This window comes from Paenibacillus sp. FSL H7-0350, from assembly GCF_038593195.1.
GTDB lineage: Bacteria > Bacillota > Bacilli > Paenibacillales > Paenibacillaceae > Paenibacillus_AQ.
Genome location: NZ_CP151972.1, coordinates 7,404,229 through 7,421,629, shown reverse-complemented (window position 1 = coordinate 7,421,629; position 17,401 = coordinate 7,404,229). Strand labels below are relative to the sequence as shown.

9 protein-coding genes are annotated in these 17,401 nt (G+C 55.0%); 1 reads left to right on the top strand and 8 read right to left on the bottom strand.

Annotation, left to right across the window (positions count from 1 at the left end; all coding sequences use genetic code 11):
• Window positions 1-38 precede the first annotated feature (38 nt).
• Window positions 39-5,201 (top strand): S-layer homology domain-containing protein, encoded by a 5,163-nt coding sequence (locus NYE24_RS33105; RefSeq protein ID WP_342477672.1) that lies wholly within the window; start codon window positions 39-41, stop codon window positions 5,199-5,201.
• 689 nt (window positions 5,202-5,890) lie between these two features.
• On the opposite strand, the gene NYE24_RS33100 is transcribed toward NYE24_RS33105, so the two are convergent.
• The 8 genes from NYE24_RS33100 to NYE24_RS33065 form a co-directional block, all read right to left on the bottom strand.
• Window positions 5,891-6,094 carry a hypothetical protein gene (locus NYE24_RS33100; RefSeq protein ID WP_036693380.1) on the bottom strand — a complete coding sequence of 68 codons (204 nt, stop codon included), beginning with the start codon at window positions 6,092-6,094 and terminating at the stop codon, window positions 5,891-5,893.
• Window positions 6,095-6,116: 22 nt separating this feature from the next.
• The gene (locus tag NYE24_RS33095; RefSeq protein ID WP_036693382.1) at window positions 6,117-7,280 is read right to left on the bottom strand and encodes a glycoside hydrolase family 27 protein; all 1,164 of its coding nucleotides are present in this window, start codon (window positions 7,278-7,280) and stop codon (window positions 6,117-6,119) included.
• 710 nt (window positions 7,281-7,990) lie between these two features.
• Window positions 7,991-9,697 carry an RICIN domain-containing protein gene (locus NYE24_RS33090; protein WP_342477671.1) on the bottom strand — a complete coding sequence of 569 codons (1,707 nt, stop codon included), beginning with the start codon at window positions 9,695-9,697 and terminating at the stop codon, window positions 7,991-7,993.
• A 150-nt stretch (window positions 9,698-9,847) separates the two neighbouring features.
• Complete coding sequence (locus NYE24_RS33085; RefSeq protein WP_339807978.1) at window positions 9,848-11,491, bottom strand: response regulator; 1,644 nt, start codon at window positions 11,489-11,491, stop codon at window positions 9,848-9,850.
• Entirely contained in the window at window positions 11,460-13,217 is a 1,758-nt protein-coding gene (locus tag NYE24_RS33080) for a histidine kinase (RefSeq protein WP_342477670.1), read from the bottom strand. Before NYE24_RS33080 ends, NYE24_RS33085 begins: the two co-directional genes overlap by 32 nt.
• A gap of 33 nt (window positions 13,218-13,250) precedes the next feature.
• On the bottom strand, window positions 13,251-14,927 hold the full coding sequence (locus NYE24_RS33075; protein WP_256706751.1) for an extracellular solute-binding protein: 1,677 nt from the start codon (window positions 14,925-14,927) through the stop codon (window positions 13,251-13,253).
• 233 nt (window positions 14,928-15,160) lie between these two features.
• Window positions 15,161-16,420, bottom strand: coding sequence for an endo-1,4-beta-xylanase (locus NYE24_RS33070; RefSeq protein WP_342477669.1), 1,260 nt, complete (start codon window positions 16,418-16,420; stop codon window positions 15,161-15,163).
• Window positions 16,421-16,439: 19 nt separating this feature from the next.
• Window positions 16,440-17,390, bottom strand: coding sequence for a carbohydrate ABC transporter permease (locus NYE24_RS33065; protein WP_036693392.1), 951 nt, complete (start codon window positions 17,388-17,390; stop codon window positions 16,440-16,442).
• Window positions 17,391-17,401 lie beyond the last annotated feature (11 nt).

Sequence of the window (17,401 nt, the reverse complement as noted above, 5' to 3'; positions counted from 1 at the left end):
AAAGGTATCCTAAAAAAAACAAAAGAGGTGAGTATCTATTGAGGCTATATCTTAAGCGTTCACTGATATCTATACTGGCAATTCTGACTCTCCTGCCCTCCAGTTTAGCAAGCGCTTCCACAGTTTCGACCGCAGACCCGGTTCCAGTAGCGGATTCTGTATGGGTGACTGATTCGGAGTTAGTGACTGATCCGGTTACGGCACCTGATTCCGATGAAGTGCCCGCTTCCCCGGCGGAGCCGGAGGCAGCTGCACTGCCGGAGGCTGCTCCTGTTCAGGAGACTGTGCCGGAGCAAGTCCAGATGAAGACCGCTGCTGAAGCGGCCCCGCTGTTCCAGTGGAGCTTCCGCTCCGGGCAGGTGCTTGACCGCACCACGGTGGTGAACAGCGTCTACCCCAATGCGGCCGCTGAACGCGCCGAGCTGAAGGGAGTAGCTGCCATTGTCTACGACGACCAGCGCGGAGACGTCCTCTCCTTGCCCGGCGGCGCCAACGGAACCGCTTGGCTGAAGCTGCCAGATCAGCTCTACAGCGGAATCAAGGATGAGCTGTCCATCTCCTTTTGGGCTAACATCGACTCTTCGGCTAACGCCTATAACCGTCTGCTGTCCTCCACAATTGCCGAGAAGGGGCTGACGAATGCCGGAGTAAGCGGCTGGCAGGACTCCGAGTTCATTATCATCGCCGGGGACGGCACGTTCAGCAACCGGATCTATACCGGCACGAATCCAAGCCAGATTGCCAGTTACAAAGGCGATATCGTCTGGAACCGCAACCCGGCCAAAGGCAAGTGGCAGCAGGTGACCGTCACCCTGACCAGCAGCGGGGCTTATGAGGTCTACCTGAACGGTATCCCGGTCGGCATCAAGGGTCTGGATCAGAGCAAAAGCTCATCAGGTGCGACGATGGTTTCGGTATTGCAGCACTTTTTCTCGCGCGACTATCTGGACGCCCTGAAGTTCAATGCGTTCGGCAGATCGCTCTATACTTCGGATGGAGATATCAAGGGGAAATTCGACGACCTGAGAATCTACAATGTCCAGCTCACGGCCAGCCAGGTCAGCGCGTTATATACATCAACCAAGCATGAAGAGGTTGTGGTAACCAATCCGGCCAAAATAACGGTCGATCTCGCCGACCGCTCGCTCGGACCTGTATACCACGGGGCCTCCGGTGCGCTCTATGCCATCAGTGAGCCTAACGTGCCGGATATCAATACGCTGATTCCGATCAAGCCCTCACATATCTCCCAGAAGCCGCCCAACGGCATCCAGCATCCTACCGGCGATGCGCTCAGAGTGTCGGATTATTTCTTCGAGGCTGGCGGGGAAGCCGTAAATATCGTCATGCAGGATTATTACCAGCACTGGTATTATCCGTCCAGAACGGCAGAGGAATATATCCAGGAAGCGGTCATTCCGATCACAACGGCAGTCAAGGCCTACAAGGATCAATGGGAGGCGGCGAATCCGGGACGGGATGCAGATGCGAAATTCATCTATATTCCGTTCAATGAGCCTGAGCAGAACAACACCCGTTATCCCCAGCTGCTGTCAGACAGCCAGACGGGGAGAACCTCCAGAGCCGTGTTCAATGCCGACTGGCTTGCCGTAGTCAAGAAGATCAAAGAAATCGATCCCGGGGCCGTGATTTCCGGCGTGAATCTGACCCAGTACGGGGCTAAAGTATTCGAGGATTTCATTCCCTTCTGTGTGGAGAATGATTGCCTGCCCGATATTATCAGCTGGCATATGCTGTGGGACAAAGCTTTCAATCAGGCGGCCTCGAACGTCACAACCTTCCGGGCCGTGGAAGCGAAGTCCTTACAGCGCTATAAAGAGCTGTACCCGGACCGCCCTCTTCCCTTCCCGCTCAAAGTCGATATCAATGAATATGCAGCCACTTCAGAGATCGCTGTGGGCGGCTCGCTTGTCCATTACATCGCACGTTACGATGAGCTGAAAATGAACAGCATGCTGCCGTATTGGAATACTGCCAACTCCTACGGGTCCCTACTCGCCGGGCAGAACGAGCCGAACGGGGCATGGTGGCTCTACAAATGGTATGCCGACATGATGGGCGGCGATATGGCCAAGGTCAATGTGATCAACGCCAGAGCTGAGAATGACGCCTTCGGCCCCGGCCTGTACGGGTTAACTTCGATTCAAGACCAGAAGCAGCAGGTCAGTATCGCCTTCGGCGGGACCCAAGGAGACGGTCAAATCGTGTTCAACAACGTCACCGGTAACGGGAACAGCCCTTCCTTCCTGGCAGGAGCTGAAGAGGTGCATGTCACTGTATTCTATGCGGGCTATACCGGCCTGACCGGCTTCCTGGTGGAGCCTACACAGATTCTGGACCGCAATGTTCCGGTCAAGAATGGTTCGGTCACGCTGGATGTAAGCCTGAATGATTACACCTCAGCCTATTATGCAGTCATCACTCCGGCCGTCACTCATGCTCCGCAGGAGACCTTCGTAAGGCGCTTCGAGGCGGAGAATGCGCAGGTGCAGACCAATGTAGCCACAACGGATCACTATCCGCGTAAAAGCACTGGACGCTCCGCCTCGAACGGCCAGTATGTGTCAGGCATCAAGGCTGCGGACAGCCTCGTGAAATGGACAGAGGTGACCATACCGGCAGACGGAAATTACCGCCTGGATCTGATTGGCGGCAGCGGCGCAACCGCTTCGCTGCGCAATCAATCGAATACGGGTGATGCCAATCAGCGGATCAATTCGGAATGGTTCGTCAAGATTGACGGTCTGCCGGCCACCAAAGTAGTTCTGCGTGCAGATTACAACATGCAGCTGCTTGGCGGCAATACGATATTCGCCGATTTGACGCAAGGCACTCATTCCATCGGCATCAGCAGAACCAACCCGGATACGGGAGAAGCGGGCCAGGGCGAATCCACTCTGGATGCCATCGAGCTGACGTATAACGGGCTGCCTGGCGCACTTCCGAATTATCGTGTGCAGGCGGAATTCGCCGAATATGATTCAGAGCAGGGCTTGTCCCGGGCCGTTAGCCAGGAAGGCTTCGAGGGGGCCGGATATGTGAGCGGCTACGGCGGCAGCCAGGAGGCCAACACCCGGTTCGTTGTCAGCGTGCTGGAAGACGGGATGTATGAGCTGACGGCACGTTACGCCTCTGCGGACAGCGGGAAGCTGCAGCTTGCCCATGACCGTAAGCCTCTGGTTGATCTTCCTGTTGTGAATACGAACGGGCAATGGCAGGATGCCAAAGCTCCAGTCTTCCTAAGGAAAGGTATTAACCTGATCGACGTGCGCTCCAGCGCGGCGCTTAGTCTGGATTACATTAATGCAGCCTTTGTAAGTAAGACTGCTCTATATTCTGTGGAGGCTGAGGCGGCAACAGTGGTTGGAACACCAGCCGGTTCCGAGCTGCCGCTCATCCGGGAGGATGCGTTCGCCAAATACGCCTCCGGCGGCAAATATGTGAACGGCATCACCTCCTACGACGGAGCAGAGCGTTATCTGCAGCTTGGGGACATTAACGTGCCTAAGGCAGGCACCTACAAGCTGGTGGTCACTTATGCTAACGGTGAAAGTGCGGGAACCCATGCTTACAACAATGATGTCGTTGAACGCTATGTGCAAGTAAGCGTCAACGGCGGCGAACCGCAGACGGTCTACTTCAAGAACACCATCTCCTGGCAGCAGTTCGCCACACAGACACTGGATGTGGAGCTGAAGGCAGGCGTCAACACGATCCGCTTCTCGAACAACAATACTTACAACGGCGGCTCCAACCCTTATGGCGGAAGCGGCGCACAAGGCTTCACGCCATACACTGCGGTCCCGCGCCAGTACACACCGGCATTTGACCGGTTCGATCTGTATGCCCGCCACACGATGGAGGTAAACGGCGGCGGTGATAACGGCGGCGGCAATAACGGCGGTGGCAATAACGGCGGCGGCGATAACGGCGGTGGCAATAACGGCGGCGGCGATAACGGCGGTGGCGATAACGGCGGCGGCGATAACGGCGGTGGCAATAACGGCGGTGGCAATAACGGCGGGATTTCCGGTGGTACTGGTGGCAGTAGCACCAGTACAACTAGCGGCAACACTACCGTCGGTTCGGTGCAGCCTGTAGCTCCAGGCAGCAAGCAGCTTACCGTAGAAGCTACGGTTACCGGTACCTCTACAACAGCCACTCTGGACGCCAAGCAGGTTCAGGCGGCAGAGCAGATCACGATTACCTCTACACTAGGCACCATCCACTTCCCTGTGAGCGCTCTTAATCCGGCAGCGCTGGGGCAGCAACTGGGCAGTGAGAATTGGAAGCTTACCGTCAGCATGACGGTACTCCCGGAAGAGCGGCAGCAAACGATTCGCCAAGCCGTTCTCACGGCCCAAGGCCAGATCATCGGCCAGGCGGTGGAATATACGGTGAAGGCGGAGGCTGGCGGCCGGTCGGTGGAGATCCCGGGCTTCGGCAGCAGCTATGCCCGGCATACCCTGCCGCTCAGCACTCCGGTGAACAGCCGGAATTCGACAGTCGTGCGGGTGGAGAGTAACGGCAGCCTCACCTTCGTCCCGGCAACCTTTAATGGAAGCGAAGTGTCCTTCCATAGTCCAAGCAACGGTACGTTTGTTGTAATCTCAAGCAACAAGACCTTTGCAGATATGAACAGCCACTGGGCACAGGAAGCCATCCACAAGCTGGCCTCCAAATATATCTTGACAGGGCTTACGGACAGCCAATTCGCACCGAACGCTACCACTACGCGTGCTGAATTCGCAGCGATGATCGTCCGTGCGCTCGGCTTCTCCTCTTCCGGTCCGGCTGCAAGTTCGTTCAACGATATCCCCACTGGTGCATGGTACACCGGAAGCGTCGGGACAGCCGCTGAGCTGGGTCTGGTGCTGGGCGGAACGGACAACACCTTCCGGCCGAGCGACAAGGTTACACGCCAGGAGATGACAGCCATCCTGGTGAAGGCTATGGTCCTTGCAGGTGCGCCGCTCCCAGACTCAGCAGCACAGCCAGCAGCGTTCAAGGACGCAGGCCAGATTGCCGGCTGGGCACAGCAGGATGTCGCCAAGGCAGTTCAGGCAGGTCTGATCACCGGAACACCTGACGGGCAATTCCACCCGGGCCAATCCGCCACCCGTGCAGAGGCGGCGACAGTGATTCTGAGATTACTGGAGCAGGCGGGCTTCGTGAACTAACCCACTAGATACTGGTTACTTACAGGACACACTTATAGTCAATAACAAACAGAGCAGCAGTCTCGGGGTAGTGAATAATACCGGAGATATGCTGCTCTGTTTGCCTGATATTTGTTTGGTTACTCTGTCTGTTAGGCTGCTCTGTTTAGTCAATTACGCCTCCCTCGCAATTAGCTCAATCTACCATAAGTTCCTCCAATCCCCCTGTCCCTTCACTCCGGCGCACCCAGAGGGATATATCCCTCTCACTTCCACATTCCGCCTACTTCCAGCCCATTCAGAGGGATTTATACATCTCATTTGCTCATTCTGCCTACTCTCAGTCCAATCAGAGGGATCTATACATCTCATTTGCTCATTCCACCTACTCTCAGTCCAATCAGAGGGATCTATACATCTCATTTGCTCATTCCACCTACTCTCAGTCCAATCAGAGGGATCTATACATCTCATTTGCTCATTCCACCTACTCTCAGTCCAATCAGAGGGATTTATACATCTCATTTGCTCATTCTGCCTACTTTTGGCTGCTTCAGAGGGATTTATACATCTCACTTCCACCACCTAGCCTACTGTTGACAGTTTTACAGTTCGTCGGGATTACGGAGCTACGCTCAACCGAAACAGGCCTGTCCCACACAAGCGCTAACGCCTTGCGGGACAGACCTCTTCTTACATTTTGGCAGTTGTTAACGGAACAACACGCATTTTCCCGATTCCCGGAAATACTTGATCAGCCGCTCGATCGGCTCTCGTCCGCATTTCAACTGGACGCCGAGGCAGTCGATGCATAGGAAATCCTGGGCATTGCGCGTGACCAGCTTCAGGTAAATCGCCACATCATCCGTCATCAGCGGAACACCGCATTGTCTGCAGGTTCTGTTCATGCTCATATGCTTCTCTTCTTTCTTGTGTCTATACCAATTTCGCCCGTACGATCAGACAGTCATGGGCTGGCACGACCGGAGCGAAGCGTTCTCTGAACACCCCAAGCTCCTTATGCTCCCAGCAGTCATACAGGGACAGCGATTTGCCGGAGGCATACGGAAGTCCGAAATCCCAGAATTGCAGCGACATCTCTCGCTGACCATCGCTCAGGTTGAAGAAGCCGATCGCCAGGTCACCGTCTGCTAATACTTTTACCAGCATGAATACTTCATTGGTATGGAACCACTGCGGCTCAGGCTTAATGCGGTAAGCTCCGCGGCCCTCGATATCCTGGTTGATAGCAATCAGATCCGGGTTCAGCAGAATCTTCTTGGTAGCTTCATTCGCTTTGCGGATATCACTGCCGATCATCAGCGGAGAGCCCAGCAGGCTCCACAGCGAGAAGTGCGTCTTGTACTCCACATCCGTGCAGCCGCCAATCTGACTTCCGATGAAGTCGCTGTTGCTGCCCCCGTACATGCCCACGACGAGCATATCCAGGTCATTGTGGCAGTAGGCCCCGGTATAGGCGGCTTTGTCGAGCTGCGACAGCGCGAGGGTCTTGATCGATTCCCAGCTATCCTGAATATCGCCGGTGGAACGGTACATATGCGCGCCGGATTCACGAATCCACTGGTAGACGTTATCCTCCCCCCAGTTACAAGCGGAGAAAAGAATATCTCTTCCGCAGTTTTTGAGGGCAAGACTCATCCGTTTGTACAGCAGCTCTCCCGACATATGTCTGGGCTTGAAGCAGTAATCATATTTTAGAAAATCTACACCCCACTCAGCCAGCGACGCGGCATCCTGGAATTCATGCTCAAAGCTGCCCGGATACCCGGCGCAGGTATGCGTTCCCACACAAGAGTACATACCGAACTTCAGTCCCTTGGAGTGAACATAATCTGCAACCGCCTTCATACCGTTCGGGAATTTGACTGGGTCAGCGACCAGTCTGCCCTGCTCATCCCGCTCTTTCAAGCTCCAGCAATCGTCAATCACAATGTAATCATAGCCCGCATCCTTATAACCGTCCGCCACAAGCGTATCGGCCGCTTCCCGGATCAATTGCTCATTAATATCCCAAGTAAAAGTGTTCCACGAATTCCATCCCATCGGCGGCGTTAAGCCGAGCTGTTGCTGTTTGTCCATGATTCGTATTCATCCTTTCGCATTATGACAGGAACTGATTCCTGTGAAAATGCTGTATTATTTATGTATTTAATCACACAAACCCTTTATAATACATAGATTAACGTTGCTTTCATATGGATGTATGTTGCTTTCCTTATATAAGGAATGAGAGAGTCGAAGGTGTAAAGAACCTTGGTATGTTTTATGCGGATTATGATGCTTGTAGGCGCATATGCAGCAACTTCGACGGGAGTGGGCGGGTAGGCTGATTGAAAAATCACACCTTACCTGGCCCTGCCGCAAGCAAAACTACTTGTGTCATCTTCTCTCTCGGAAATAGGTGGACAAAGGTATCATAATTTGCTGGATTCTCAGGATTGGGCGGGAGTAAGTGGAAAAGGAACATCTAATTAGTTTGATCTCGTCACTTTGGTGGAAATGCGCAAAATTAAGTGTTGTTTTCCCAACCGTTGGCGCAGGAGGAGGCTTTCGTTCATCAGCAAGTGTATAAAAGGCAACTGTTTCCCTCCGCAGCGTCGAATGTAATCGGTTTTTCGATTACATTGAGCCCACGCGCCTCCGCAGCGCCGAATGTAATCGGTTTTTCGATTACATTGAGCCCACGCGCCTCCCGCACGCTCAAAAAAGCCCCTTCACCCCGCGCGCCAATCCGGTATTGTCCCGGACCGCCCTGCAGATGGAGAAGGAGGCTCCTAAGTCTAACCTTTTTAGTTCACCTGAACCAGCTTCCATTGCTGATGGAGATCGCCGCGGTAGAGGTTCTGCTGGAGCTTCGCGCCGTCTGCGGTGGAGGCTCCTGTGACTTCGACTGCCTTGTTACTGTTTACATTAAGAAGGCTCCAGTAGCCATTGCTCAGCTTGATGAGCCGGAACTGCTGGGCGGTGTTGTTCGAATCCTGCATCAGCTGGATGGCTTCGCCGTTATTCTTCGTACCGTTACGCACATCCATCACCTTGTTGTCAGAGGAGTTCACGCTGCGCAGCCGGTAAATATTATTGTACGTGCCCATATCCGTAACCGTCCATTGCTGAGCCAGCGCGGTGTTCTCCGGCCACTGCTGGAGCTGAAGGGAGTTCGTATTCTGCCCGTTCGGAACGTCAATCGCTTTGCCTGACGCCCGGTTGATCAGCTTATACTTCGCATTGTTGGTGACTCCGTTCCACACCCCGTTCCAGGGGTTGAACTGTGCCCGCTCGTAGTACCATTCGAAGATAAAGCGAGCCATGCCGTCGCGGACCGTATTGCCGTCATAGAGCAATCCGCCGTCCGGATCGGCGAAGGAGCTTTTGGGACCAGGATCAAGCAGGAAGCCGTTCATATGGACGGCAATGCTGACATTGCCGGCGGCAGTGAAAATCGCTTTGGTATTCTTGCCGAAGCCTGCGTTCGTACCGTTGAACAGATCCCAGTACGAGGAGTCTCCCGGCTGGTTCTTGAACCAGGTGGTTTCAGTAATATTGATCGGGTAAACATCTGCCGCAGGCTTAATGCTGCTATCCCAGATCTGCTGAAGTGAGTTGTAGTTGTCATAAGCGCCGTAGCCAGGATACCAGTGCACGGCATAGCCGTAATTGTTAAGCGGGTCGGTCAGCGGACTGGATGCCGTCAGCTGATAATGCTGATCCCAGCCTAGTCCTGAAGCCCAGATCACATTGTCCGCGCCCTTGCTGCGGATGGTCGAGATCATCGAATTCTGGAAGTTCTTCAGCGAATTCCAGAACGCCGCGAAGTTCGGCTGGGAGGGATTGCCGCCCCATTGTCCGTTCACATCGCTCAGCACCGGCTCGTTCACCAGCTCGAACATCACATTATCCGCACTCTTGAGTCCCGGCTGGGAGGCCAGGTAACCCCAGATCTGATTGAACTTGTCCAGATTGGCCTGGGTGGTCGCCTTGTTGTCAAGCAGGGTGAAGTCCAGCCCCAGCGTGACATACAGCCCCTTCGTCTTCGCATATTCTACATAAGGAATGATCAGATTCTGGGTAGCTGCCTGAAGGCCCGCGAAGTTATACGTTCCTGCTGCGACATCGCCCATATCCTCCCGGTCGATGAACAGGCGAACCTGATTCGAGTACCAGCCGTGGCTGTTGCCGTATTTGCCGGAGGTGCTGGTGAAGGTATCCGTGATCTCCTTCAGGTACTCCAGAGTGGCCTTATGCCGGTTCCCGCCGTTACGGTTCAGATAATAATTGCTGTTCTGATACGTCCAGTAGGCCCCGGTAGGCTGATGCCAGCCGCTTAGCAGTACAGGCTGTCCGCTGCCGTTCACCAGCTGGTTTCCGCTTACATGCAGCTTGGGAACAGGCGAACCCTCCCAAGCGCTTGCCGTGCCGCCTCCGAACTGCATCGGCGTCAGCAGCAGAGCCAGCATAACCAGCAGCTTCATGGACCAGCTTAACTTCCCTTTTCTCACAGATACCCATCTCCTTCTCATTTCGTGGAATCGGCGGATGCCGTCTTAATGAAAGCGAATACATCTGAATTGTACTCTGCGGGGAGACAGGCGGAAACCTGTGTGATTATAGTTGATAGACTTACAGATTATAGTTGATATACTTACAAATTATAGATTTACATGCACAGACTCCCTGTATTCCTGGGGGGTCATTCCCGTCATTTTTTTGAAGAACCGGGTGAAGGAATGGTGGGCTTCATAGCCGACATACATTGCTACATCGCGGATTTTGAGCGCTTCATTTCCCAGCAGCTCCTTCGCCTTGACCGCCCGGCACTGATCGATGTACTCTGACAGGTTAATGCCTTGCTCCTGCTTGAAGAAGCGGGACAGGTATGACGGATTGAAATAATGCAGCTCAGCCAGCCGCACCAGAGACAGATCCTCGCCCAAGTGGCTGTGGATATAATCGCAGATCCGTTCAATGACCTCCGAGGAGCGTTCCTTCTCGGCTGTGCTTCTCCGCTCGAAGAGATCTGAGGCCAGCCGCTCCAGATAATAGATGCCCTCCCCGAGAGATGAATGCTCATCCAACCGCATCAGCTTGCCGTATTCATTGACAAGGCTGTAGAGCTCCGAGCGGTTCATATGGGACAGCAGCACAAGGGCAACCGTATAATACAGCTCGGCTGCTTCTTCCACGGAGACGCGGGAATGAATGCCTTCCCGGATCTCCTCCAGCGTCTCAGCGAACCGCTCACGCCGTCCGGCATCCAGATGGGCCGCAAGATTCTCCACCCGCTGGTGGAGCCGCACCCCCGTCTCACGGACGATGTCAGGCTCCGGCGGACCGCCGCGGTCAATCTGCACCATGGAGATGCCGTCCCCGATCTTCATCTGCTGCAGCCGGTGAAGCCGCTCGTAATGGCGGCCGGTGTCTGTCCAGGCACAGGCTGAGCCGCTGACCGTAAAAGCAACCGGCAGGCCCAGTGTCTGCCGGCAGGAATCCTGAATCATCTCCAGCGTTCCCTCCAGATACCGCGCGAAATTCCCGCCGAAGGCAGCCCCGGCATTATCCAGTGGCTGCAGCAGCCACAAGAGATCCCCGTGCCGGTCAAGCACCCAGGCATGCCGGGTCATCTCCGCCAGATGGGAATTCCAGATCAGGCGGGAAGAGGTCAGAAGCTCGCGCCGGTCCATGTAAGAGATGCCTTCCGCGTATGTAGGCCGTCCAAGAACGAGCATCACCGGGGATTCGGCTTCCAGACCGATGCCCAGCTTGCTGAAATCTGCACGTAACGCATCCGTATCCGCACACAAGGACTGGCTGTCCTGAAGCAGATGGCGGAGATAATCGCCCTGGGCCGCCGTCTCCATGGAATCACGCTGCTCCCTGGACTGCTGCAGCAGCTCGCTCAGCATATTGCCCTGCTCAATCTCCTGCAGCACCTCCTGCACCGTCTCAATAATCTTGTCGAAGCCTTCCGTCTTCAGCAGATATCGGGCCCCAGGAAGCTGCAGCGCGCTATAGGCATAATCGAATTCACTGTAGCCGGTCAGAAAAACAATCCGCGACCGCGGCCAAAACTCCCGGATCTGCTCAGACATCTCCAGCCCGCTCATGCCGGGCATGCGGATATCCGTCAGCACAATATCGATCCGGGTGCGCGAGAGCCACTCCAAGGCTGCTTTTGCTGAATAGACCTTGTAGACATCTAGCTTGTCCGGAAGCAGCTGGTTGAACGCCTCGTATAAGCCGTCCGTTATAATCTCTTCATCATCAACGATCAATAGTCTGTACAAGACCTTCACCTCCCGTGAGCCTGATCCGGATTGTAACCCGGAGGCCGTTCAATGTGCTTCTGTCCAGGAACAGGCCGCTGCCTTCCCCGTAGATTAACTGGATGCGCCGGTGAATATTGCTCATGCCGGTGACTTCATGCGTGCCGCCGTTCTGATTCAGCCGCCTTCTCAGGGTCTCGATCCGTTCATCGGTCAGCCCGTTTCCGTTATCTTCAACAATAATGCGGATCTCCCGTTCCTCCTGTTCAAAGGAAACCCGCAGCTCCCCATCCTCCGCCTGCTTCTCCAGACAATGCTCATAGGCATTCTCGATAATCGGCTGGAGAATGAGGCGCGGAACCCGCAGCTCCTCCATGGCTTCCGGCAGCTCATCGAACTGAACCTGAATGCGCCTGGAGAAGCGCATCTTCTGGATCTCCGTATACATCCGGGAATGGCGCGTCTCCTCCGCAAGCCGGACATTATCCTCTCCGTTACGGGTAATGAACCGGAAATATTCGCCCAGCATGCCAGCGAACTCCTCAATCCGGGAGCTGTCCCCCTGCTTCGCCAGGGCGCTGAGAATGAAGAAGCTGTTATAGAGGAAATGCGGGTTGATCTGCGACTGGAGCTGCTTCAGCTCCGCCCGCTGCATCATCAGCTTCTGGGTGTAATCCTGGTCAATCAGCATCCGCAGCCTGCTGAGCATCTGGTTGAACCGGAGATACAGATAGCCGAATTCATCCTTGCGGCCATGGTCAATCTGAATATCAAGCGAGCCGCTCTCCATCCGCTTGAAGCTGCGGATCAGCACAAGCAGCGGTTTCTGGACGAACTTATAGGTCGCGTAAGAATAGATCAGCACCGCCAGGAAGGACACCGCCGCGAACAGCCACGCCCAGACCACGAACTTGGTCAGCGGGCGCTTGACCGCCTCCTCCGGCAAATAGGTGGCAACAGCCATCCCCAGCCTGTCAGAGGTGAAGCTGTCGATATGATAACGTATTCCGTCCAGCTCCCAATTGTACAGGTTCCCTTCCTCAACCGCCTGGTGATAGCTCTCAATTAGCTCCGGGGAGCTGTTCTCTGTACCGATTGCGTAATCCGTCAGCCGTGAGACCAGCAGCGAGCCGCTCTCTTCGTACGCGTTAATCGCCCGGAGCGAATCCCTCAGCTTCTCGTTGTCCAGCTCGATCTGCACGATGAACAGCGGCGGCTCACCCATTCTCCCGCTCGACTGGGTAACACTGAGCTCCAGGAAGTTGTTCCAGTTGATCAGCCGCCCTTCTTTTCTCAGATCGACCGACCGGAAGAAATTGAACTTGCTGCTGTCAAACTGATCAATGCCGTTCATCGCGGACAGCGTTTTGTCAATGGTACGGATATGAACGAACACATCGCCGATATAGGCGCTGCTGTTCTTCAGGGAGGTGAGCCGCTGCGTGATGTAGTTCAGGCTCTCCCGCTTTTGGACATCGTCCATATAATTCCAGGTAACGGCAATCTTGTTCAGCTCGGTATCCTGGGCAAGATCATACTGCTGGATCTCCATCCACTCCACCTCGCGGTTCAGGTCCTCCAGATAATAGGTTAATTGCGACAGAGTCGCTCTGGACAGGTCCTGGCTTGCATTCCGGTAGCTCCAGTTGTAGAGGTAGAGTCCAAGCAGCAGAATCGGCAGAATAATAGCGAGATAAGTGACAACCATCCGGATAAAAATAGTGTGGCGCATCGACACCGTAGGAAACTTAAGCACGTGTACCGCCTCCACTCTTCTGCTCAGGTCCGATCATTTGCCGCTCCCGCCCTTCTCTGCATACCAGTCGTTGACCTCAGCCGTAATCTGCTCACCGCCCAGCTTGTTCCACTGTGCCACGAAATTATCGAACTCGCTGATCGGTCTGCCCTGAATGATATCAAGAAAGGCATCAATCTGAAGATTATTTAGAATATTCTGCTTCTCGATCATCGTCTCTGTAGGTGCACCGACGAAGCTCTCATAGAGCAGCTGATGATTACGTTCATAACCGACCAGGATGGAAAAAGCGCCCGAAGGCCCATACGTCCGCTCCCAGCCCCAGCCTGTCTCGCTGTCCGCACCTCCTGCCTCGTAAGCGGCAATCCGCTTCTGGATCGTCTTCGCTTCATCCTGAAGCACGGAGGCATCGCCGGTGCGCCGGAAGGTCTCCAGCTCCCGGAAGGCCTCAAGGTTCTTCTGCACCGGAAACGGCGTCACCGGCGACAGCTTCCACACCGCCTGCGGAGCGTTATAATACCGCTCCACCTCACTCGTAGTCCCCCAGTTCTTCTCCAGATGCAGGTTAATCAGCTTGATCAGCGCCTCAGGATGCTGGACGCCTTGCTTGACCGCCAGGAACTGGTTGGTGCTGAACGGAAGCGGCACCTTCGGCGCTGCCCCGGACTCCGAGACCAGCGGGAAGGCCTGCCACTCGGCCTGCGGATTATGCTCACGGCTGAGCTGCACGAGAAAGGAGCCCCACTGCTCCCCGTACATCATTCCGACCTGCTCATGCTCAATCCAATCACTGGCCTTAACCCCGTCTTTGAACGCGAATTCCCTGTCAATCTGCCCCGTCCGGTATAAGTCCTGAAGCACCTGCAGAGCATGCTTGACCTCCGGCTGGATACCTCCATAGACCAGTTTGCCGGTCTTGTCCTTAAGCCAGATTCCGGGATACGCACCATAACCGGCCATGAAGCCGGTAAGTCCCATGACCGGGTCCCACAGGTATTTGGTTGCCGCAAGACCGTAGGTATCATGCTTGCCGTTACCATCAGGATCTTGTTGCGTAAACGCTTTCGAAATAGCCAGCACCTCTGCCATCGTCTGCGGCGGCTTAAGGCTGAGCCGCTCCAGCCAATCCGTCCGAATCCACAGGAACATTGCGCCCTCAATGGACGAATTGGTCTCCGGGATCGCCATAAGCTTGCCGTCAAGGGTAGCTGTCTCGAACGGACCCGTCCCTTCCTCGCTCAGCACCTTGCGGGTTAACGGGGTTGCATACTCGGCATAGACTCCGCTCAGGTCCTGGATCAGCCCTGCATTGCTCAGCACCCTGAGCTGTGAAGCATTCACCCGCACAATATCAGGGATATCCCCGGAGGCCAGAGATACCCCCAGCTTACGGGAGTAGATGGAGCTCCACTCCGTCCAGTCATAGGTAACCTTAATACCAAGCACCTCTTCGTAAAGCTCGGTCCAGCGGTTATGCTCCAGCGTCTCCCCCGGCAATTCCTTCAATATTTCTTCCAGCGCATCGTTGTTCTCACGTACGAACGACAGCTGAATCGGCGGATCATATTTGCTTAGACCCGGCTCCTCATAGAGCGGAGCGCTCCCCGGCTGTCCCTCAGGGACCGGAGAACGCTCCGCAAGGCTATCGCCCCTCTCACAAGCGGTCAACAGTTGTACGGCCATGCATGCAGCGACAGTCCAGGCCATCATGTTCTTGATTGTTTTGGGCACCAGTTGCAACCTCACTTTGCAAGATTATTACTACCAGAATATTATATTATCCCGGCAAAAATAAAGGAATTGTAAGGTGCAATTCTTGTTTGGCTTACCCGTTCTTTACCAATCAAGTGAAAACGGCTTTGCCGTCCTTTTTAAGGACGGTACCGTTTCAGCGGGAAATAGAAGGATAAGTTATCTTGTACAACATATTAATTCTTATATTTTTAGAAATCGGTGACCGCCTGGAAGGCCGGTTTGGGCTGATGCTGCCGGTCGAACAGCATCGGCGCCTCGGTCCGCTCGGTTGGAAAGGTGCTCAGCCAGGTATGATCATCCGCAATGCCCCAGAACATGACCCCGCTTAACAGCTCCTTCCGGTCTCTTAGAGCAGCGAATATCTCGCCGTACCGTGCGGCCTGCCGCTGCAGGATATCCTCGGGAACTACAGGGCCGACATCGCTGAGATCATTATAGACATACAGGCTCATATCCAGCTCTGTGATCTGATTATCCAGGCCCAGGGCATGGAACTTCTCCATAGACTCGATAATGCTCTCCACCGAAGGATACTCCAGATTAATATGGGTCTGGTGACCAACGCCGTCAATCGGCACTCCCTTCGCCAGCATACCCTTCACCAGCTCGTAGAGCCGGTCCCGCTTCTCCGGACTCTCTGTGCCGTAATCATTAATGTACAGCTTAAGCTCCGGTCCTCCAGCCTTGCGGGCTGCCCGGAAGGCGGTCTCAATGAATCCGGTGCCGGTAATCTTGTACCAGTCGCTGGCCCGCATACCGTCAGGGTCGTTAGGCTCAATCACCTCATTCACTACATCCCAGGAGGAGATATCGTCCTTGTAACGGCTGACAACAGCGGTGATATAGCTATCGAGTCGCTTCAGCAGCAGCTTCTTGTTCGCTTCGCGTCTTGCTGCATCGGTCTCATCCGCCATCGCCTGACCGGCTTCATCGCGGAAGAACCACTCCGGGGTCTGGCTGTGCCACACCAGGGTGTGGAAGCGCAGCCCCATGCCGTTCGCCTTCGCGAAGGCGACGATCCGGTCCGCCCGTTCCCAGGTGAAGGTGCCCTCAGCCGGTGCAATCGCATCCGGCTTCATGGCATTCTCGGCCACGAGCCAGTTCACATGGCGCTTCAGCAGCTCTGCCGTCGCTCCTTCTGTCTGGTCCGGCTCCACCGCAGCGCCTATGGGGAAGTAATCCGCATAGGCTGCCGCCAGCGGCACGGCCTCCTGCTGCACCGGAGCATCCGCCGCAGCTTCAGGCGAAGCTGTAGCAGATGCTGCCGGAGTCCCTGCGGGTGAAGCGGCCGGGGATGACGCTGCGCTCTCCTGCGGCCCCGTCGAGGGGGCAGCCGGAGCCGCGTCCCCGCCAGAAGCGGAGCAACCGGATAACCATAGAAGCGCGGCTGCGAAGACTATACTCCGGGCCAGTCTGGCCGGAGTGCTTGTTCTATTATTTTGGCGCACTGTCATCCTCCTTCTTCGGTTAACCCACAATCCCTGTACGTTCAATACTCTCCACGAAATACCGCTGCACGAACAGGTAGATAATGATCAGCGGCAGAATCGCCAGCAGAATCCCTGTATCCTGAACCATGCTGAGATAGAACGGATCGGCCTTGGAATTGGCGCCGTCCTCCAGCAGAATCTGCAGATTATACGGCAGCGAGCCGAGCTGTGTCGCCATAACCTTGCTGGATGTCAGATAGGTCGTGGTGAAGAAGCTGTCGTTCCACTGCCACACAAACGAGAAGAGCAGCACCGTAACAATAGACGGTATCGCATTAGGCAGCATAATCCGGTAGAAGGTCTTGCCGACCCCGGCCCCGTCGATGTAAGCCGCTTCCTCCACCTCTTTGGGAATGCCCCGGAAGAACTGCCGGAAGATGAAAATGTACAGCCCCGCCTTCAGCGAGTTCGCCGTAGCAGAGGTTAGAATAAACGGCCAGTAGGTGTTGAGCAGATTCACCGATTTGCCACCGGTTAAGAGCGGAATCAGCCCCATCAGGCTGAAATCCTTCAAATTCAGGTAGACCGGAATCAGAATTGTGATCGGCGGGACCAGAATAGTCAATATGACTCCGGCGAACAATAGCTGGCTTCCCTTGAACTTTAGCCGGGCGAAGCCATACCCTGCAAGCGCGCAGGAGATGGCGGTTAAGATCGTAGTCAGCGCTGACAGGCTGAAGGTATTCAGCAAGGCCTGCCAGTAATCCATAATACCAATCGCTTTGACGAAATTGTCAAGCGTGTAATTCTCAGGAAGCCAGACGACAATCGGCGAATACAGATCGCTCTTGGCCTTGAAGGCCGTGGATATCTTCTGGAGCACCGGATAGAGGATTACGAACGACAGGCCTGCAATGAGCGTCAGCCGCACGAAGGACCATATCCATTTCTTCCAGTGTTCGAGCGACAGTAAGCGGGTCGCATGCATTAGTCCCATCC

What these genes read in the sequence shown, in the direction of transcription:
- NYE24_RS33100 (WP_036693380.1), bottom strand. Translation starts at nt 6,094, where the DNA reads ATGAGCATGAACAGAACCTGCAGACAATGCGGTGTTCCGCTGATGACG.
- NYE24_RS33095 (WP_036693382.1), bottom strand. Translation starts at nt 7,280, where the DNA reads ATGGACAAACAGCAACAGCTCGGCTTAACGCCGCCGATGGGATGGAAT.
- NYE24_RS33075 (WP_256706751.1), bottom strand. Translation starts at nt 14,927, where the DNA reads ATGATGGCCTGGACTGTCGCTGCATGCATGGCCGTACAACTGTTGACC.
- NYE24_RS33065 (WP_036693392.1), bottom strand. Translation starts at nt 17,390, where the DNA reads ATGCATGCGACCCGCTTACTGTCGCTCGAACACTGGAAGAAATGGATA.